Here is a 19,258-nt window from a genome sequence, read left to right as displayed (position 1 = left end):
GGTGATTACCACTGATAGCTTACGAAAATCTTGCCGTTCTGACCGTCCTGCGGAATGCCCTGTGGCGAGTAGTACTCTTTGTCGAAGGCGTTGCCGAACACCAGCGTCGTGGTCAGGCCGCTGAAGGCCTGCTGGCCTTTATAGCTGACATAGAAGTCATTGACGCCATACCCCGCCTGAGGCGTAGCGCTGATGCTTTTCGTATTGTCAGCGAAGGTGCCAATCCAGCCCACGGAGAAGCCGGATTGCGCCAGCGGCACGTCCAGACGGGAGGTAACGGTGTCCGGGTTAATGGACGTCAGCCACTCGTCGGTATCGGTATCCTTTCCGCGTGTGCGGTTGTAGGCCACGTCGAGGCTGAACAGGTCGGTGGTGTATTTGCTCATCACGTCCCAGCCCCAGATTTTGGCATTGGGGACGTTGACGGAGGTCGTGGTTGCCGCCGCGAAATCCACAGAGGTGGTGATGTAATCCTTCGCGTTGGTATCGAAGTAGCTTGCCTTGAACTCAAGGCCGTCGTTCGCCATCAGCAGATCGTCAAAGCGCAGACCGAAACCGTATTCCTGCGTTTCGTTGGTTTCCGGACGCAGGTTCGGGTTAGGGACCCAGTAGTTGGTGTAGAAGCTGCCAATCGAGAAGTGTTTGGCATCGTTATACATTTCGCCCATGGTCGGCGCGCGGAAGGCCTGCGCGTAAGAGCCAAACAGCATCAGCCAGTCGGTTGGGCTGACGGTCAGGCCTGCGCGAGAGGACCACTTATCGGCATCAACGTCGTCATAACCTTTGCTGCTGCCACGATAGTTGTCATAGCGCGTGCCGCCAAGGATCGTCACCGGCAGATCGCGAAGGGTGATTTCATCCTGCAGCCAGCCGGAGCTGAAATTGATGCGGGCGTCCGGGAAGCCGGTGGTCGTACCGCCAGGATTTTGCTCCTGACGATAGTACTCGCCACCATAGGTCAGAAGGTGAGAGGCAAAGCTGTCTGTAAACAGACGAGTGCGGTTTTCCACTTTGCCGCCTTTGGTGGTTTGCTTGCGGAATTCACCTGTGTCATCGAGGTTTTGCGCATTGATACGAACTTCGGACCAGTAGCCTTTGACGTCGGCGTTAAGCCAGTCATTGCCTTCTGGCGCGAGGGTGTAAGTCACCTGGGCGTCACGCTGGATGGTCGAGCGGTCGGTCATCGGGTTGCTGCCGCTGGAGGCGTCCGGCGTCTGAGGGTTTTTTGGCTCCTGGGCGGCGTTGTTGTAATAACGCAGGGAGCCGCTCAGTTTCTGTGCCGGGTCGATTTTCCAGCTGCCTTTGGCAAGGAAGTTGCTGATGCTTTCATCGTTCGGTGCGGTGAATCCGTCGCTTTGTTTCAGATCGCCACGATCGCGGCTGGACCAGGAGACGATCCCGTCCAGCGTATCGGTACGACCGAAGGCGCTGGCACCCATGCCGAGGCTGCTGTCGCCGGTCCCGCCCGTGCCGAATACGCGATAGCCGCTGTTCTGATCCGCATTCAGCAAATCAGCTGCGTCAACCGTATCGTAAGAAATTACACCACCTAATGCGCCGCTGCCGTACAGCAAGGCCGCCGGGCCGCGCACGACTTCGATTCGTTTAATCAGGGCAGGATCGAGAAAGGTGCTGTTGAGGTGGCCGGTGTCAGTGCCCTGACGAATGCCATCGACCAGCACCAGCACGCCGCGGCGATCGTAGCCGCGCAGGTTAACGTCCTGACCGTTAGTGCGGCCCGTTCCGTCAACGGTGAGGCCAGGAACCTGGCGCAGCATGTCAGCGGCGCTGCTCGCCGTCTGTCCTTCAGGGGTGTCGGCATCAACCACGGTTACCATCATCGGGGCTTCAAACGCGCTGCGCTCATTGCCGGTGGCGGTGACGGTCATTTGTTCAGGAGCGGCAAACGCCGGATGGGTGATCGCGCCGAAAACAGCGAGGGCGACCAGGGTTGGGCGCAGTGATGCGGAATGCAGGTGTAGCATGCAACTCTCCATAGGAAGTGAAAAGCGCTGGCTGCCTCGGCATTGTGTCCTGGGTGGCTGGCGAAAAGTTATGTGGCGAAATTATTTTGTCAGGATCAGCTTTCCGGCATGGGTCTGGCGCAGCAGGTAGTGCTGGCCGTCATGCTCGATAATGACCCGGCCTTCCGGGCCCAGCAGGTTTTTGCTGCTGATTCGGCGATCGTTGGGCTGCGGGTGCGGTTTAGGCGGTGTGCCGTCCGTTGCGGTGAGCTTATCCAGGGATGTCATAGTGTTAAAAATAGTTATCAATGTAACAATGATAATCATTATCAACAAATCAAAAGGCTCAGCAACCCTTTTTGTGAAAAATAGGTGAATGGATCAAAAAAGAGAGGTTACGCAAGGGATTACGGATTTTGTATTGCCGGGCTGTACTGCGGTTGCCCGGCCTGGAGGCGTTTTAGGATGGGTTGACGTTTGTAGGTCAGGTAAGCATAGCGCCACCTGACGACAAAAATTAAAAACGGGTATCAACCGCCGCAGCCAGTTTTTCCAGCAAAAGCTCACTGTCTTCCCAGCTCAGGCAAGGATCGGTAATCGACTGACCGTACACCAGAGGCTGCCCTGAAACGATTTTTTGCGTGCCTTCGCGCAGGAAGCTTTCTGCCATGATCCCGGCAATGGCCGTCGAACCGTTGCAGATCTGCTGGCAGATATCGTCACATACCTCCAGCTGACGGCGGTGCTGCTTCTGGCAGTTGCCGTGACTGAAATCGACCACCAGATGCTCCGGCAAATCGAACTCGTGCAGCGTATCGCAGGCGGTGGCGATATCTGCCGCATGATAGTTCGGTTTTTTGCCGCCGCGCATGATGATGTGCCCGTACGGGTTGCCGCTGGTCTGGTAAATCGTCATCTGACCGTTTTTATCCGGCGAGAGGAACATATGGCTGGCGCGTGCGGCACGGATGGCATCGACTGCGATACGCGTATTGCCGTCGGTGCCATTTTTGAATCCAACCGGACAGGAGAGCGCCGAGGCCATTTCACGGTGGATTTGGCTTTCGGTGGTGCGCGCACCAATCGCACCCCAACTGATGAGATCGGCGATAAACTGACCGGTCACCATATCAAGAAATTCGGTCGCCGTTGGTACGCCAAGCTCGTTAACCTGCAGCAGCAGCTTGCGTGCCTGTTCGATGCCGTGATTCACGCGGTAGCTGCCGTTGAGGTCCGGATCGGAAATCAGGCCTTTCCAGCCCACCACGGTGCGCGGTTTTTCAAAATAGGTGCGCATGACGATTTCGAGGCGTGACTGGTGCTTTTCTCGCAGGGCCTGCAAACGACGGGCATAGTCCATCGCTGCATCCAGGTCGTGAATCGAGCAGGGGCCGATCACGACTAACAGGCGTTTATCTTCGCCGTTGAGTATTTTTTCGATTCGACGGCGGGAAGCGGTCACATGGTTCGCGACTTCAGCGGATACAGGATGGCGCTGTGCCAGTTCGGCAGGCGTGACCAGGCTGTCGATGCGCGCCGAACGCAGTTCATCAGTTTTGTTCATTGGGACTCTCAGAATTGGGTTACTTTCGCGGCCGAAGTGCCGGAAGTGATGCGCATCACGATAAACCAATCCCTGTTTTATTCAAGGCAGAATGTGACGCACATCTAATTACGCGGCTAATATTATCGCATTTTGCTACTTTGTACTAGTGTATTAGTACATGCGGCGGCTGAGTCCCATAATGTCGAGGATTTTGGTGGCGATCTCTTCCACCGAGTAGTTGGTGCTGTTGAGCCACGGAATCTGGTTCTTGCGGTACAGCGCTTCAACCTCGGTGACCTCCATCCGACACTGGCGCATCGAGGCGTAGCGGCTGTTTTCGCGGCGCTCTTCGCGAATGGCGGCAAGGCGTTCAGGGTTGATGGTGAGCCCAAACAGCTTGTGCTGCAAAGGCTTCAGCGCAGCAGGCAGCACGAGGTTATCCATATCGTCGGCGATGAAAGGATAGTTGGCGGCGCGAATGCCAAACTGCATCGCCAGATAGAGGCTGGTGGGGGTTTTGCCACAGCGCGATACACCGAGCAAAATCACCTGCGCCTGATCGAGATTGCGCAGCGAAATGCCGTCATCATGCGCTAACGTGTAGTCAATGGCGGCGATTCGGGCATCATATTTCGCGAGGTTGCCCGATGTCAGACCATGGGTACGATGGGCAACGGGCGTCGGGTCCAGCTTGAGCTCCTGCTGCAGCGGTGCCACCAGCGCCTGCACGATGTCCTGGCAGAAGCCTTCACTTTGCAAAATGATGGTGCGGATTTCCGGTAGCACGATGGAGTAGAACACCAGCGGGCGCACGCCTGACTGCTGGTAAATAGCGTCTATTTGCTCTTTGACCGCCTTCGCCCGACTTTCGGTTTCGACAAACGGCAGGGTGATGCTGTTCACCGACACCGGAAACTGCGACATCACGGCGTGGCCGAGGACCTCGGCAGTGATGGCGGTGCCGTCAGAAATGTAAAAAACCTGGCGATCGACATTATTATCCATTTTGACCATCCGGTAAAAGTGAGTTAATTCGCTGAAGCATCTGTTTATTTTAATCACAAGTGCCTCAGGCGTGTCTCATAAATAATAATGAAAGTATGTTTTTATTTTTAGTGAAATGGGGTGTTCATTTTTATAAATCCGGGTTATAGACCGCTATTTTATGTGGGATTTTAAATGAATCATAGAGTTACATTGCTGGGGGGATCTGTCCGAAAAACAGGAAAAATTAATTTGCTTGAACGATTCACCGTTTTTTCAACACGGTTAATTATGGCAGGATAATTAACGACGCCAGTGATGTTTCTGGCACTTTTCTTAATTAATGAAAGGATTGTTTCGATGTCTGACAATGCTCTGGTGCTCTGGTACAACCAACTCGGCATGAATGATGTAGACAGCGTCGGAGGTAAAAATGCCTCCCTGGGTGAAATGATTACTAATCTGTCCGATTTGGGCGTTTCGGTGCCTAACGGTTTTGCCACTACGGCCTGGGCTTTCAATCAGTTTCTTGACCAGAGCGGTGTGAACCAGCGGATTTATCAACTGCTGGATGAAACCGACATTGACGACGTGACCGCACTGGCGAAAGCCGGGGCGCAGATCCGTCAGTGGATCATCGACACTCCTTTTACCCCGGAACTGGAAAAAGCCGTTCATCAGGCCTATGACCAGCTTTCATCCGACGATGCAGAAGCGTCATTTGCCGTGCGCTCCTCCGCCACCGCGGAAGATATGCCTGATGCCTCCTTCGCCGGACAGCAGGAAACTTTCCTTAACGTTCAGGGTTACGATGCTGTACTGGTTGCCATCAAGCACGTATTTGCCTCTCTGTTTAACGATCGCGCCATCTCCTACCGCGTGCATCAGGGCTATGATCATCGTGGCGTAGCGCTCTCGGCTGGCGTGCAGCGTATGGTACGTTCTGACCTTGCCTCCTCCGGTGTGATGTTCTCCATCGACACTGAATCCGGATTCGATCAGGTGGTGTTTATCACCTCCGCTTTTGGCCTTGGCGAAATGGTGGTGCAGGGCGCGGTGAACCCGGATGAATTCTACGTTCACAAACCGACTCTTGCGGCAAATCGCCCGGCGATTGTGCGTCGCACGATGGGCTCGAAAAAAATTCGCATGGTCTATGCGCCAACCCAGGAGCACGGCAAGCAGGTTCGCATTGAAGATGTGCCGCAGGCCGACCGCGATCGTTTCTCTTTGACCGACGCGGAAGTGCAGGAACTGGCGAAGCAGGCGGTACAGATCGAAAAACACTACGGCCGTCCGATGGATATCGAATGGGCGAAAGACGGGCATACCGGCAAGCTGTTTATCGTGCAGGCTCGCCCCGAAACCGTACGCTCCCGTGGCCAGGTAATGGAGCGCTATACGCTGCATTCCCAGGGCAAAATCATTGCTGAAGGCCGCGCTATCGGCCATCGCATTGGTGCGGGCCCGGTGAAAGTGATCCACGATATCAGCGAAATGAACCGCATTGAGCCGGGCGATGTGCTGGTGACCGACATGACCGATCCGGACTGGGAACCGATCATGAAGAAAGCCGCGGCCATCGTCACGAACCGTGGCGGCCGTACCTGCCATGCGGCGATTATCGCCCGCGAGCTCGGCATTCCGGCGGTGGTTGGCTGTGGCGATGCCACTGAGCGCATGAAGGACGATGAGAAAGTGACGGTCTCTTGCGCTGAAGGTGATACCGGCTACGTCTACGCCGAAATGCTCGACTTCAGCGTGAAAAGCTCAAGCGTTGACACCATGCCGGATCTGCCGCTGAAAATCATGATGAACGTCGGCAACCCGGATCGCGCCTTTGACTTCGCCTGCCTGCCGAACGAAGGCGTGGGGCTGGCGCGTCTGGAATTTATCATCAACCGCATGATTGGCGTTCACCCGCGCGCGCTGCTGGAGTTCGACGACCAGGACGCGAAGCTGCAAAACGAAATCCGCGAAATGATGAAAGGCTACGATTCGCCGAAAGAGTTCTACGTTGGTCGTCTGACCGAAGGGATCGCTACCCTGGGCGCGGCATTTTATCCAAAACGCGTGATTGTGCGCCTCTCGGACTTCAAGTCCAATGAATACGCCAACCTCGTCGGCGGTGAGCGCTACGAACCGGAAGAAGAGAACCCGATGCTCGGCTTCCGCGGTGCGGGACGCTACGTGGCTGACAGCTTCCGCGACTGCTTCGCGCTGGAGTGTGACGCCGTTAAGCGCGTGCGTAACGAAATGGGCCTCACTAACGTGGAGATTATGATCCCGTTTGTGCGTACCGTTGACCAGGCGAAAGCGGTCATTGACGAGCTTGCGCGTCAGGGACTCAAGCGCGGCGAGAACGGCCTGAAGGTGATCATGATGTGCGAGATCCCATCCAATGCGCTGCTGGCGGAGCAGTTCCTTGAGCACTTCGACGGTTTCTCTATCGGCTCGAACGACATGACTCAGCTGACGCTTGGTCTGGATCGCGACTCCGGCGTGGTTTCTGAGCTGTTCGATGAACGCAACGAGGCGGTGAAAGCGCTATTGTCGATGTCGATTCGCGCAGCGAAGAAGCAGGGCAAGTACGTGGGCATCTGCGGTCAGGGTCCGTCGGACCACGAAGATTTTGCCGCCTGGCTGATGGAGGAGGGCATCGACAGTCTGTCCCTGAACCCTGACACGGTCGTGCAGACCTGGCTCAGCCTCGCTGAACTGAAGAAGTAATATCCCCAATCTATCCCCAATCCCCGGCTTGCCGGGGATTTTTTTGCCTGCTGCTCAGCGATTGTTCCTTACGCCAGCCTGCAACGCACGTAGCTCTCCGTGGGCCCGGTACGCAAATCACCGCTGGGCAATGAACGCTGAAATTTGGATAAAAAAAAGCCCATCGTGGGAGATGGGCAAAGACTACACACAGCAATTCGTTGTTTCACTCAGGGGATTTCCATGCTTATAAATCAAGGTGTTGATTTATAACCGTGACCTAATAGTAGGCATGGACAATTTTTGCGTCGATCGGATTGCTCTTAATCGTTAAAAAAAGGTAAAGAATTTGCGAGCAGGATACGGCCAATGTGCGCGGATTAAAGCTGAATAGCGCCGCTGCAGGGGATCAACAATAAGTAATGCTTAAGTATTGGGCCCGGCATAGCGTTTCTGCCGGGCCAGAGTAATCAGCTATCCAGCTTTTCGTGGCTGGATTCGAGAACCTCGAGTTCCTCAAGTACTTCTTCAGGATCGTTTGACGGCGGCGATACTTCGCGCACCCAGGCGTCAAACAGTCGCCAGGAGACGGCGAGCAGCACCGGGCCGATAAACAGGCCAATCATGCCGAAGGCAATCAACCCACCGATAACGCCGGTGAGGATCAGCACCATGGGCAAATCGGCGCCCATACGAATCAGCAGCGGTCGGATAAAGTTATCCATCGTGCCGACAACGCAGCTCCACACCAGCAGCACGGTGCCCCAGGTAGTATCACCGGTCCAGTAGAGCCAGATGATGCAGGGGATGAGCACGATCAGCGGACCAAGCTGTACCAGGCAAGAGAAAATCATCACCACGGTCAGCAGCGTCGCGTAAGGTACGCCGGAAATGGCGAGGCCAATACCGCCCAGCACCGCCTGCACCAGCGCCGTGACGACCACGCCCAGCGCGACGGCCCGGATGGCCTGGCCTGCCAGCAACACCGCGGCATCGCCGCGTTTGGCTGCCAGACGCGTGGCGAAATAGCGAACGCCCCAGGCGACTTTTTCACCCTGCCAGTACAACAACGCGCTGAACAGCAGCATCAGACCGCAGTGCATCATAAAGCGACCAATGTGTGCGGCCTGGCCCACGAACCAGGTGGTGGTGGTGCCAATATACGGACGTACTTTTGCCATAATGGCGGTGCCGCCCATGTCCAGCAGGCTGTGCCAGCCGGAGTAAAGCTTCGCGCCTACCAGCGGAATACTGTTAAGCCAGGTAAGATCCGGCAGCGTCAGATTGCCGGAGGAGATGGCATGAACCAGCGGCGTGCTACCGTCAACCAGGCTGTTAATCAGCAACGCAATCGGAATGACGAACAGTAAAAACAGCAGCAGAGTCATGACCAGCACCGCCAGTGAACGGCGGCCGAACAGGATGCGCTGAAGCTTAATCAGCACCGGCCAGGTGGCAATCACAATGGTTGCCGCCCAGGCAAATCCAAGCACAAAGGGCCGCACTATCCACAAACACGCCACAATCATAAGCGTTAAAAACAGCACCGACAGCAGGATCTGCGGTATATCACGGGGCCGATGAAGGGTTGTCATACGTTTTGTACCTTTAAAAATGCACCCGATTGGGCGCAGAGGATAAATCCGTTTACTGATAATAATATCAACAATTTCGCGAACATGATCGCCATGAAATCCGATAAGCGTATAAGTAAAAAATGTGATACAACGATGAGGCGACACGCAAACGATAAAACAGAAACTAAAGCGTTGTTCAACACACCATCATCTTCAACACAACATAGTCAGGCAGGGTCGAGCGTCATGATCCCACAAATTTCTCAGGCACCCGGCGAAGTCCCGCTGGTGCTGAATTTTTTGCAGGCACTGGAGCAGCAAGGATTTACCGGCGACACCGCCACGCGTTATGCCGACAGGCTGACGATGGCGACGGATAACAGCATTTATCAGCTTCTCCCCGATGCGGTCGTTTTCCCTCGTTCCACCGCCGATGTGGCGCTTCTGTCGCGCATTGCTGACGAAGAGCGCTTTCGAACGCTGGTGTTCACCCCGCGCGGTGGCGGCACAGGCACCAACGGCCAGGCCCTGAATCAGGGCATTATTATCGATTTATCCCGCTATATGAACCGCATCATTGAGATCAACCCTGAAGAGGGATGGGTGCGCGTTGAAGCCGGGGTCATCAAAGATCAGCTTAATCAATTCCTCAAACCTTACGGCTATTTCTTTGCGCCGGAGCTGTCAACCAGCAACCGCGCCACGCTTGGCGGGATGATCAACACTGATGCTTCCGGGCAGGGCTCGCTGGTGTATGGCAAAACGTCTGACCACGTGCTTGGCGTCCGAGCCGTCCTGCTGGGTGGCGATATTCTTGATACTCAGCCAGTGCCGGCGATGCTGGCAGAAACGCTGGCAAAAGAGCAGTCGGCGAGCGGTCGGATTTACCGCACCGTCTATGAGCGCTGCAAAGAAAACCGCCAGCTGATTATCGATAACTTCCCCAAACTGAACCGCTTTCTGACCGGTTACGATCTGCGTCATGTGTTCAACGATGAGATGACCGAGTTTGACCTCACGCGCGTGCTCACCGGTTCTGAAGGCACGCTGGCGTTCATTACCGAAGCGCGGCTGGACATCACACGACTGCCGAAAGTGCGTCGACTGGTGAACGTGAAGTATGACTCTTTCGATTCCGCGCTGCGCAACGCGCCGTTCATGGTGGAGGCTCGTGCGCTGTCGGTGGAAACCGTCGATTCCAAAGTGCTGAATCTGGCGCGGGAAGATATCGTCTGGCACTCGGTGAGTGAACTGATTACGGACGTGCCGGACAAAGAGATGCTTGGCCTGAACATCGTGGAATTTGCGGGCGATGATGAGGCGCTGATTGCGGGTCAGGTGAGTTCGCTGTGCCAGCGGCTGGATGCGTTGATAACCGCGGGCGAGGGCGGCGTAATCGGCTGGCAGCTTTGTGACGATCTGGACGGCATTGAACGCATCTACGCGATGCGTAAAAAAGCCGTGGGGCTGCTTGGCAATGCTAAAGGGGCTGCGAAGCCTATCCCGTTTGCCGAAGACACCTGCGTGCCGCCGGAGCATCTGGCTGATTACATCGTTGAGTTTCGTGCGCTGCTCGACGGCCACGGCCTGAGCTACGGTATGTTCGGCCACGTTGATGCCGGGGTGTTACACGTTCGCCCTGCGCTGGATATGTGCGATCCGCAGCAGGAAATCTTGATGAAGCAGATTTCCGATCAGGTTGTGGCGCTGACGGCCAAATACGGCGGCCTGCTGTGGGGTGAGCACGGCAAAGGCTTCCGCGCAGAATACAGTCCGGCGTTCTTTGGTGACGTACTCTACGGTGAGCTGCGCAAAGTGAAGGCCGCGTTTGACCCTGACAATCGCCTCAATCCTGGGAAAATTTGCCCCCCTGAAGGTCTTGACGCGCCGATGATGAAAGTGGATGCCGTGAAGCGCGGCACCTATGATCGCCAGATCCCGATTGCGGTTCGCTCGTCCTGGCGCGGCGCTATGGAGTGTAACGGCAACGGCCTGTGCTTCAATTTCGACGCTAAAAGTCCAATGTGCCCGTCGATGAAAATCACCAGCAACCGTATGCATTCGCCAAAAGGTCGGGCGACGCTGGTACGAGAATGGCTGCGCCTGCTGGCCGATCGCGGTGTCGATCCGCTCAGGCTTGAGAAAGCCTTACCGGAAACACGCGCGAGCCTGCGCTCGCTGATTGAACGCACGCGCAACAGCTGGCATGCGAAGAAAGGCGAGTATGATTTTTCTCATGAAGTGAAAGAGGCAATGTCCGGCTGCCTGGCCTGTAAAGCCTGTTCCACCCAGTGCCCGATTAAAATCGACGTTCCGGATTTCCGCTCGCGCTTCCTTCAGCTCTATCACACCCGTTATTTACGCCCGCTGCGCGATCATGTTGTGGCGACAGTTGAAAGTTACGCACCGCTGATGGCTCGCGCACCTAAAACCTTCAACTTTTTCATCAGCCAGCCGTGGGTGAAAAATCTGTCGAAAAAGCATATCGGCATGGTGGATCTGCCGTTATTGTCCGTGCCGTCGCTTCAGCAGCAGATGGTAGGGCACCGTTCGGCGAACATGACGCTTGAGCAGCTGGAGGCACTGAGTCCGGAGCAAAAAGCGAAAACGGTGCTGGTGGTGCAGGATCCGTTTACCAGTTATTACGACGCGCAGGTGGTGGCTGATTTTATTCGGCTGGTGGAGCGCGTGGGCTATCAGCCCGTCGTGCTGCCTTTCTCACCGAACGGCAAGGCGCAGCATATTAAAGGCTTCCTGATGCGCTTTGCGAAAACTGCACAGAAAACGGCGGACTTTCTCAACCGTATGGCGCAGCTTGGCATGCCGATGGTTGGCGTCGATCCAGCGCTGGTGCTCTGCTATCGCGATGAATACAAACAGGTATTGGGAGAAAGTCGCGGTGAATTCCAGGTGCAGCTGGTACACGAATGGCTACCGGAGGCGCTGAAAAACACTGAAACCCGCGACGTCGGCGGTGAGGCATGGTATCTGTTCGGGCACTGCACTGAAGTGACGGCTTTACCGATGGCACCGAAACAGTGGGCGTCGATTTTTGCGCGTTTTGGGGCAAAACTGGAAAGCGTCAGCGTCGGCTGCTGCGGCATGGCGGGCACCTACGGCCATGAAGTCACCAACTACGCCAATTCGCTGGGAATATACGAACTATCATGGCAGCAGGCGATGCAGCGTCTGCCGCGTAACCGCTGTCTGGCAACGGGCTACTCCTGCCGCAGTCAGGTGAAGCGCATAGAAGGCAGCGGCGTTCGCCATCCGTTGCAGGCATTACTGGAGATTATCGGATGATCTGGAAACGACAAGCCACTCTTGATGCGCTTAACGCGATGGGTGAGGGCAATATGGTGGGTCTGCTGGATATTCGCTTTGAGCGACTGACCGGCGACACGCTGGAGGCAACGATGCCGGTAGATCACCGCACGTACCAGCCTTTTGGCCTGCTGCACGGTGGTGCATCCGTGGTGTTGGCAGAAACACTGGGTTCGGTGGCGGGGTATCTCTGTACCGAAGGTGATGAAAAAGTCGTGGGCGTGGAGGTCAACGCCAATCATATTCGTTCCGTCCGTAGCGGGCGCGTGCGAGGCGTGTGCAAAGCGCTTCACGCCGGGCGTCGTCATCAGGTCTGGCAGATAGAGATTTTCGATGAGCAGGATAGATTGTGCTGCACGTCGAGGCTGACCACCGCGGTGGTTTAGAATAACTGAACAATAAAGAAGCGCCCAATCTTCCGAATTGTGGCGCTTTTCTTCACTGTTTCTGCCAAATTGTCTTATTTAACAGCACGCCGGGAATTAATTATCGTTTCTGCGGTAATAAATGGTGCTATCACATCGGATTGCTCCCGATTTATTCGTGATCACCTAAGGTAAGCTTCAGATTAATTCACTATCTTTTTTTCGACAGATGTAGCATTCTTGATTGCGAAATCTCCCCTGCCCGCAGACCAGCCTTTCTGGCTATAACAATGGACTCAAGGGTCGCGCAGGTTTTTAGACGTTCAAGTTAAAATGGTTTTTAACTCACGTGAAGTTTCACCACGTATCGCTTAATGATTGATGAATTGCTTCGTTTTTTCCTTACGCGCTACAGGTATACACGTACACAGGAATCAACGATGGCAAAAGCCTTCGACACATCTTTGCTGCACCCTCGTAACTGGTTGACCTGGTTTGGTTTAGGCGTGCTGTGGCTGATGGTCCAACTCCCTTATCCTCTGCTTTATATTCTCGGTTCTTCATTAGGGCGCGCCTCTCGTCCTTTTCTGAAAAGAAGAGAAAAGATAGCGTCAAGAAATATTACGCTTTGTTTTCCGGATATGAATGATTGTGAAAAAGAGAAATTAATCGAACAGAATTTTATTTCTCTCGGAATGGGCTTAATTGAAACGGGGATGGCCTGGTTCTGGAGCGATGCGCGGGTAAAAAAATGGTTTGACGTGGAAGGTTATGAACACCTGGCCAAAGCGCTGGAAGATAACAAAGGCGTGATGGTGGTCGGGGTACATTTCATGTCGCTGGAGCTCGGCGGCAGGGCAATGGGTCTTTGCCGTCCAATGATGGCGACATACCGACCGCACAACAGCAAGATGATGGAGTGGGTGCAAACCAAAGGTCGTCTGCGTTCGAACAAAGCGATGATCGACCGCCGCAACCTGCGCGGGCTGGTTAGCGCGTTAAAAAGTGGTGAAGCCGTCTGGTTCGCGCCAGACCAGGATTACGGCCCGAAAGGCAGCACCTTCGCACCTTTCTTCAACGTTTCTCAGGCCGCGACCACTAACGGTACCTTCGTGCTTTCCCGCTTGTCAGGTTCGCGCATGCTGACCGTTACCATGGTGCGTAAAGCCTCAAACCGGGGCTACAGCCTGCATATCAGCAAAACCATGTCGGACTATCCGGTCGAAGATGAATTCCAGGCTGCGAGCTACATGAATAAGGTCATCGAGAAAGAGATTCTGCGCGCGCCGGAGCAGTATCTCTGGGTGCATCGTCGCTTTAAAACGCGTCCGGCAGGTCAGGCCTCGCTGTACTGATACGACTCAAAGCGCTAAAGCCTCGAGTGAATCATCCACGAGGCTTTTTCATTTTTCCGATCGCCGCAAATCCTATCTCATAAATAGATATTTTCGATACATCTTTTCTTTACCGCCTTTTCTGCGAACTTCTTCTGCTAAAGCATCTATTTTTCAATGCATTGAACAATTTCAGGTGTGACTGTTCACCTTGCGCATAGGGTCTATGCTTAGTGAAAGCGCCTTAAAAGGTCGTTTCCGCTGAAAGCCCCTGCTGACAAGGGGTTGAAGTGATAATCATTATCACTACCATAGAGGGATGCCCTGGTGGCTTTAACTCAATAAGGTGGACCTATGGAATTGCATTCAGAAACCTTCAATCCTGCCGATTTTGCCTGGCGTGGCATCAGCATGACGCCGGAGGCCGCGGCGCACGTTCGGGAGCTGGCAGACAAACAGCACGTGCTGGGGATTCGACTCGGAGTCAAAACGTCAGGCTGTGCAGGCTTTGCGTACGTGCTGGATACCGTGAGCGAACCTAAACCCGACGATCTGCTGTTTGAGTCCGACGGCGCGAAGCTGTGGGTGCCGCTTCAGGCGATGCCGTTTATCGACGGAACGGAGGTCGACTATGTGCGCGAAGGCCTGAATCAGATCTTTAAGTTTCATAACCCGAAAGCGCAGCACGAGTGCGGCTGTGGCGAAAGTTTTGGGGTGCAGGCGGAGTAATTATGTCACGTAATACTGAAGCAACTGACGATGTCAAAATGTGGAGCGGTGGGCAGCTCAATTATAAAGAAGGGTTCTTCACCCAACTGCAAACCGATGAGCTGGCAAAAGGAATCAGCGAGGATGTGGTGCGCGCCATCTCGGCGAAGCGCAATGAGCCGGAGTGGATGCTGGAATTTCGCCTGAACGCTTATAAAGCGTGGGTAGAGATGGAAGAGCCGCACTGGCTTAAGGCCCATTACGACAAGCTCAACTACCAGGATTACAGCTATTACTCCGCACCTTCGTGCGGAAACTGCGACGAGACCTGCGCGTCTGAACCCGGCGCGGTGCAGCAAACCGGGGCGAACGCCTTTTTGAGCCAGGAAGTAGAAGAAGCCTTCAATCAGCTTGGGGTGCCGGTGCGCGAAGGTCGCGAAGTGGCGGTCGATGCGATTTTTGACTCCGTATCCGTCGCGACGACCTACCGTGAAAAGCTGGCGGAGCAGGGCATCATTTTTTGCTCCTTCGGCGAAGCCATCCACGATCATCCTGAGCTGGTGCAGAAATACCTCGGTACCGTGGTCCCCGGTAACGACAATTTCTTTGCCGCGCTGAACGCGGCGGTTGCCTCTGACGGCACCTTCATCTATGTGCCCAAAGGCGTCCGCTGCCCGATGGAGCTTTCCACCTACTTCCGCATTAATGCCGAAAAAACCGGCCAGTTCGAGCGCACCATTCTGGTTGCGGATGAGGGCAGCTATGTCAGCTATATCGAAGGGTGTTCGGCCCCGGTACGAGACAGTTACCAGCTCCACGCTGCGGTGGTGGAAGTGATCATCCACAAAGATGCTGAAGTGAAATATTCGACGGTGCAGAACTGGTTCCCGGGCGATAACAACACCGGCGGCATCCTGAACTTCGTTACCAAGCGTGCGCTGTGCGAAGGCGAGAACAGCAAAATGTCGTGGACGCAGTCGGAAACCGGATCGGCAATCACCTGGAAATACCCAAGCTGCATTCTGCGCGGCGATAACTCCATCGGGGAATTCTTCTCCGTCGCGCTGACCAGCGGGTATCAGCAGGCCGACACCGGCACCAAAATGATCCACATCGGTAAGAACACGAAATCGACGATCATCTCCAAAGGGATCTCTGCCGGGCACAGCCAGAACAGCTATCGCGGCCTGGTGAAAATCATGCCGACCGCCACCAACGCACGTAATTTTACCCAGTGCGATTCGATGCTGATTGGGCCGGACAGCGGGGCGCACACCTTCCCGTACGTGGAGTGTCGCAACAATACCGCGCAGCTTGAACACGAGGCGACGACTTCGCGCATCGGGGAAGATCAGCTGTTCTACTGTTTACAGCGCGGCATCAGCGAAGACGATGCTATCTCGATGATTGTGAACGGTTTCTGTAAGGACGTTTTCTCAGAACTGCCGCTGGAGTTTGCGGTTGAAGCGCAAAAACTGCTGGCGATAAGCCTCGAACACAGCGTTGGTTAAGGATTAAGGGACACACATGTTAAGCATTAAAGATTTGCAGGTTGCGGTAGAAGACAAAGAGATCCTGCGCGGGCTGAACCTTGAGATTCGCCCGGGTGAAGTGCATGCCATTATGGGGCCGAACGGCTCCGGGAAGAGTACGCTTTCCGCGACGCTTGCCGGGCGCGAAGATTATGAAGTCACCGGTGGGTCAGTGGCGTTTAAGGGCAAAGATTTGCTCGAGCTGGCGCCGGAAGATCGTGCGGGCGAAGGTATTTTTATGGCGTTCCAGTATCCGGTGGAAATTCCGGGCGTCAGTAACCAGTTTTTCCTGCAAACGGCGCTCAACGCCGTGCGTGAATATCGTGGCCAGGAAACGCTCGACCGTTTTGATTTTCAGGATCTGATGGAAGAGAAAATTAAACTGCTGAAGATGCCGGAAGATTTGCTGACCCGTTCGGTCAACGTTGGCTTCTCCGGCGGCGAGAAGAAGCGGAACGATATTCTCCAGATGGCGGTGCTGGAGCCAGAGCTGTGCATTCTTGATGAATCGGATTCCGGTCTTGATATCGACGCCCTGAAAATCGTCTCCGACGGCGTGAACGCGCTGCGCGATGGCAAGCGGGCGTTTATTATCGTCACCCACTACCAGCGTATCCTGGACTACATCAAGCCGGACTTTGTCCATGTGCTGTATCAGGGGCGAATTGTGAAGTCCGGCGATTTTACGCTGGTGAAACAGCTGGAGGAGCAGGGCTATGGCTGGCTTACCGAACAGCAGTAACGCGCTACAGCAGTGGCATCATCTTTTTGAAGCCCGTGGCGAGGCGCGCACGCCGCATTCGGAGCAGCATCTGCAACAGATGCTGCGGCTTGGACTGCCGACGCGCAAGCAGGAAAACTGGAAGTACACGCCGCTCGACGGCCTGCTGAACAGCCAGTTTGTTAACTCTGAAGCGACGATCAACGAAGCTCAGCGTGATGCGCTGGCGCTGCCCGTTGCGGCGCTGCGGCTGGTGTTCGTCAATGGACAATACAGCGAAGCGCTGAGCGACAGTCTGGACGGCACCGGTTTCCGGATTGTTGTCGACAATGTGCGCGAAGCGCTGCCAGCACCCGTTCAGCCTGAAGTATTCCTGCATCTTACCGAAAGCCTGGCACACACAGTGACGCATATTCAGGTGGCGCGAAACCAGCGTCCGACGAAGCCGCTGCTGCTGATGCACCTGACTCAGGGCGTGGCGGGTGAGGAGATGAATACCTCGCACTACCGGCATCATCTGGAGCTGGCGCAGGGTGCGGAAGCGACGGTGATGGAGCATTACGTCAGCCTGAACGACGCACGGCACTTTACCGGCTCGCGGTTGACGATGCAGGTGGCGGACAATGCGCATCTCCACCATATTAAGCTCGCGTTTGAGAATCCTGTCTGCTACCACTTTGCGCACAACGATATTCAGCTGGGCCAGGATGCCAGCGCCGTTAGCCACAGTTTCCTGCTGGGCGGTGCGGTGTTGCGCCACAATACCAGCACGCAGCTGAAGGGTGAAAACACCACGCTTCGCATCAACAGCCTGGCGATGCCGGTGAAAAAGGAAGTGTGTGACACCCGCACCTGGCTCGAGCATAACAAAGGCTTCTGCAACAGCCGCCAGCTGCATAAAACCATCGTCAGCGATAAAGGCCGGGCTGTGTTCAACGGGCTAATTAACGTGGCTCAGCACGCCATTAAAACCGACGGGCAGATGACTAATAACAACCTGCTGCTCGGGCGGCTGGCGGAAGTGGATACCAAACCGCAGCTCGAAATCTATGCCGATGACGTGAAGTGCAGCCATGGCGCGACGATTGGTCGTATCGACGACGAACAGCTGTTTTATCTGCGTTCGCGCGGGATTTCGCAGCAGGCCGCGCAGCAGATGATCATTTATGCATTTGCCGCCGAGCTGACGGAAGCTATCGACGATGAAATCCTCAGGCATGAAATACTGGCGCGCATCGGCCAGCGTCTACCGGGAGGCGGGGTATGACATTTTCAATTGATCGGGTGCGCGCAGATTTTCCGCTGCTTGCCCGGGAGGTTAACGGCCAGCCGCTGGCTTATCTCGACAGTGCGGCCAGCGCGCAAAAGCCCAATGCGGTAATTGATGCTGAAGCAGAATTTTATCGCCACGGTTATGCGGCGGTGCATCGGGGGATCCACACTTTAAGCGCTGAAGCGACAGCGCGAATGGAGCAGGTGCGCCAGCAGGCGGCCACTTTCCTCAATGCCCGTTCAGCTGAAGAGCTGGTGTTTGTGCGGGGCACCACCGAAGGCATTAACCTGGTGGCGAACAGCTGGGGCGGCAGCAACGTCGGCAAGGGCGATAACATCGTCATCAGCCAGATGGAGCATCACGCCAACATCGTACCGTGGCAAATGCTGTGCCAGCGCACCGGAGCCGAGCTGCGGGTGATTCCGCTGAATGCGGATGGCACATTGCAGCTGGATGCCGTACCGGGCCTGTTTGACGCCCGGACTAAGCTTCTCGCAATCACTCAGGTATCGAACGTACTGGGTACGGAAAACCCGGTGCAGGCGCTGATCGAACTGGCACATCAGCACGGTGCGAAAGTGCTGGTGGATGGTGCGCAGGCGGTGATGCATCACACCGTAGACGTGCAGGCGCTGGACTGTGATTTCTACGTTTTCTCAGCGCATAAGCTATATGGTCCGACGGGCATTGGCGTGCTGTATACCAAAGAAGACATTTTGCAGGATATGCCGCCGTGGGAAGGCGGCGGTTCGATGATCGCTACCGTCAGCCTGACCGAGGGAACCACCTGGGCTAAGGCTCCCTGGCGCTTTGAGGCGGGCACGCCGAATACGGGGGGAATAATCGCATTTGGTGCAGCGCTGGACTATGTCTCCCACCTTGGGCTTGAGAGCATCGCTGAATACGAGCAAACCCTGATGCACTACGCGCTGGCTGAGCTGGCGACAGTGCCGGATCTGACGCTCTATGGTCCTGCGAACAGGCTCGGCGTTATCGCGTTTAATCTCGGAAAGCACCATGCCTACGACGTCGGCAGTTTCCTCGATAACTATGGCGTGGCGGTCCGCACCGGGCATCACTGCGCAATGCCGTTGATGGCGTATTATAACGTTCCGGCGATGTGTCGTGCTTCGCTGGCAATGTACAACACCGTTGAAGAGGTGGATCGTCTGGTGGCAGGATTAAAACGCATTCACCGTTTGCTGGGCTGACAGGGAGGCT

Annotated in this window: 14 protein-coding genes and 1 other RNA gene; 9 read left to right on the top strand and 6 right to left on the bottom strand. The window is 55.3% G+C overall.

Annotation, left to right across the window (positions count from 1 at the left end; all coding sequences use genetic code 11):
• Positions 1-5: 5 nt before the first annotated feature.
• The 4 genes from RTU33_RS04970 to RTU33_RS04955 form a co-directional block, all read right to left on the bottom strand.
• Positions 6-1,985: a TonB-dependent hemoglobin/transferrin/lactoferrin family receptor gene (locus RTU33_RS04970; RefSeq protein ID WP_312625738.1), complete on the bottom strand. Its 1,980-nt coding sequence runs from the start codon at positions 1,983-1,985 to the stop codon at positions 6-8.
• An 81-nt stretch (positions 1,986-2,066) separates the two neighbouring features.
• The gene (hemP, locus tag RTU33_RS04965; RefSeq protein ID WP_312625737.1) at positions 2,067-2,291 is read right to left on the bottom strand and encodes a hemin uptake protein HemP; all 225 of its coding nucleotides are present in this window, start codon (positions 2,289-2,291) and stop codon (positions 2,067-2,069) included.
• Between the two features lie 190 nt (positions 2,292-2,481).
• Positions 2,482-3,528, bottom strand: coding sequence for a 3-deoxy-7-phosphoheptulonate synthase AroH (aroH, locus tag RTU33_RS04960; protein WP_312625736.1), 1,047 nt, complete (start codon positions 3,526-3,528; stop codon positions 2,482-2,484).
• A gap of 153 nt (positions 3,529-3,681) precedes the next feature.
• The gene (locus RTU33_RS04955) at positions 3,682-4,515 is read right to left on the bottom strand and encodes a pyruvate, water dikinase regulatory protein (RefSeq protein ID WP_312625734.1); all 834 of its coding nucleotides are present in this window, start codon (positions 4,513-4,515) and stop codon (positions 3,682-3,684) included.
• Between the two features lie 339 nt (positions 4,516-4,854).
• On the opposite strand from RTU33_RS04955, the gene ppsA reads away from it, so the two are divergent.
• A complete protein-coding gene (ppsA, locus tag RTU33_RS04950; protein ID WP_312625732.1) occupies positions 4,855-7,224 on the top strand; it encodes a phosphoenolpyruvate synthase in 2,370 nt (789 codons plus the stop codon).
• 148 nt (positions 7,225-7,372) lie between these two features.
• Here the strand turns inward: ppsA and rprA are convergent.
• Together rprA and ydiK are read right to left on the bottom strand one after the other, a co-directional pair.
• Positions 7,373-7,480, bottom strand: an RNA gene (rprA, locus tag RTU33_RS04945) — antisense sRNA RprA.
• 193 nt (positions 7,481-7,673) lie between these two features.
• Entirely contained in the window at positions 7,674-8,798 is a 1,125-nt protein-coding gene (gene ydiK, locus RTU33_RS04940) for an AI-2E family transporter YdiK (RefSeq protein ID WP_312625731.1), read from the bottom strand.
• A 228-nt stretch (positions 8,799-9,026) separates the two neighbouring features.
• On the opposite strand from ydiK, the gene RTU33_RS04935 reads away from it, so the two are divergent.
• The 8 genes from RTU33_RS04935 to sufS all read left to right on the top strand — a co-directional run bounded on the left by RTU33_RS04935 (position 9,027) and on the right by sufS (position 19,248).
• On the top strand, positions 9,027-12,083 hold the full coding sequence (locus RTU33_RS04935; RefSeq protein ID WP_312625730.1) for an FAD-binding and (Fe-S)-binding domain-containing protein: 3,057 nt from the start codon (positions 9,027-9,029) through the stop codon (positions 12,081-12,083).
• Complete coding sequence (menI, locus tag RTU33_RS04930; protein ID WP_312625729.1) at positions 12,080-12,490, top strand: 1,4-dihydroxy-2-naphthoyl-CoA hydrolase; 411 nt, start codon at positions 12,080-12,082, stop codon at positions 12,488-12,490. The genes RTU33_RS04935 and menI overlap by 4 nt, the downstream gene beginning before the upstream one ends.
• A gap of 419 nt (positions 12,491-12,909) precedes the next feature.
• Positions 12,910-13,824, top strand: coding sequence for a kdo(2)-lipid IV(A) palmitoleoyltransferase (gene lpxP / locus RTU33_RS04925; protein WP_312625728.1), 915 nt, complete (start codon positions 12,910-12,912; stop codon positions 13,822-13,824).
• A gap of 333 nt (positions 13,825-14,157) precedes the next feature.
• Positions 14,158-14,532, top strand: coding sequence for a Fe-S cluster assembly scaffold SufA (sufA, locus tag RTU33_RS04920; RefSeq protein ID WP_312625727.1), 375 nt, complete (start codon positions 14,158-14,160; stop codon positions 14,530-14,532).
• A 2-nt stretch (positions 14,533-14,534) separates the two neighbouring features.
• Positions 14,535-16,022 (top strand): Fe-S cluster assembly protein SufB, encoded by a 1,488-nt coding sequence (sufB, locus tag RTU33_RS04915; protein ID WP_312625725.1) that lies wholly within the window; start codon positions 14,535-14,537, stop codon positions 16,020-16,022.
• Positions 16,023-16,038: 16 nt separating this feature from the next.
• The gene (gene sufC, locus RTU33_RS04910; RefSeq protein ID WP_312625724.1) at positions 16,039-16,785 is read left to right on the top strand and encodes a Fe-S cluster assembly ATPase SufC; all 747 of its coding nucleotides are present in this window, start codon (positions 16,039-16,041) and stop codon (positions 16,783-16,785) included.
• On the top strand, positions 16,760-18,031 hold the full coding sequence (gene sufD, locus RTU33_RS04905; RefSeq protein ID WP_312625723.1) for a Fe-S cluster assembly protein SufD: 1,272 nt from the start codon (positions 16,760-16,762) through the stop codon (positions 18,029-18,031). The genes sufC and sufD overlap by 26 nt, the downstream gene beginning before the upstream one ends.
• Entirely contained in the window at positions 18,028-19,248 is a 1,221-nt protein-coding gene (gene sufS, locus RTU33_RS04900; RefSeq protein WP_312625722.1) for a cysteine desulfurase SufS, read from the top strand. Before sufD ends, sufS begins: the two co-directional genes overlap by 4 nt.
• Positions 19,249-19,258 lie beyond the last annotated feature (10 nt).

The organism is Scandinavium sp. (assembly GCF_032012665.1).
In the GTDB taxonomy this organism is placed as follows: domain Bacteria; phylum Pseudomonadota; class Gammaproteobacteria; order Enterobacterales; family Enterobacteriaceae; genus Scandinavium.
This window is presented reverse-complemented; position numbering and strand designations above follow the sequence as displayed.

Coding starts and splice junctions, on each gene's coding strand:
- RTU33_RS04970 (WP_312625738.1), bottom strand. CDS start 1,985: ATGCTACACCTGCATTCCGCATCACTGCGCCCAACCCTGGTCGCCCTC.
- hemP (WP_312625737.1), bottom strand. CDS start 2,291: ATGATTATCATTGTTACATTGATAACTATTTTTAACACTATGACATCC.
- aroH (WP_312625736.1), bottom strand. CDS start 3,528: ATGAACAAAACTGATGAACTGCGTTCGGCGCGCATCGACAGCCTGGTC.
- RTU33_RS04955 (WP_312625734.1), bottom strand. CDS start 4,515: ATGGATAATAATGTCGATCGCCAGGTTTTTTACATTTCTGACGGCACC.
- ppsA (WP_312625732.1), top strand. CDS start 4,855: ATGTCTGACAATGCTCTGGTGCTCTGGTACAACCAACTCGGCATGAAT.
- ydiK (WP_312625731.1), bottom strand. CDS start 8,798: ATGACAACCCTTCATCGGCCCCGTGATATACCGCAGATCCTGCTGTCG.
- RTU33_RS04935 (WP_312625730.1), top strand. CDS start 9,027: ATGATCCCACAAATTTCTCAGGCACCCGGCGAAGTCCCGCTGGTGCTG.
- menI (WP_312625729.1), top strand. CDS start 12,080: ATGATCTGGAAACGACAAGCCACTCTTGATGCGCTTAACGCGATGGGT.
- lpxP (WP_312625728.1), top strand. CDS start 12,910: ATGGCAAAAGCCTTCGACACATCTTTGCTGCACCCTCGTAACTGGTTG.
- sufA (WP_312625727.1), top strand. CDS start 14,158: ATGGAATTGCATTCAGAAACCTTCAATCCTGCCGATTTTGCCTGGCGT.
- sufB (WP_312625725.1), top strand. CDS start 14,535: ATGTCACGTAATACTGAAGCAACTGACGATGTCAAAATGTGGAGCGGT.
- sufC (WP_312625724.1), top strand. CDS start 16,039: ATGTTAAGCATTAAAGATTTGCAGGTTGCGGTAGAAGACAAAGAGATC.
- sufD (WP_312625723.1), top strand. CDS start 16,760: ATGGCTGGCTTACCGAACAGCAGTAACGCGCTACAGCAGTGGCATCAT.
- sufS (WP_312625722.1), top strand. CDS start 18,028: ATGACATTTTCAATTGATCGGGTGCGCGCAGATTTTCCGCTGCTTGCC.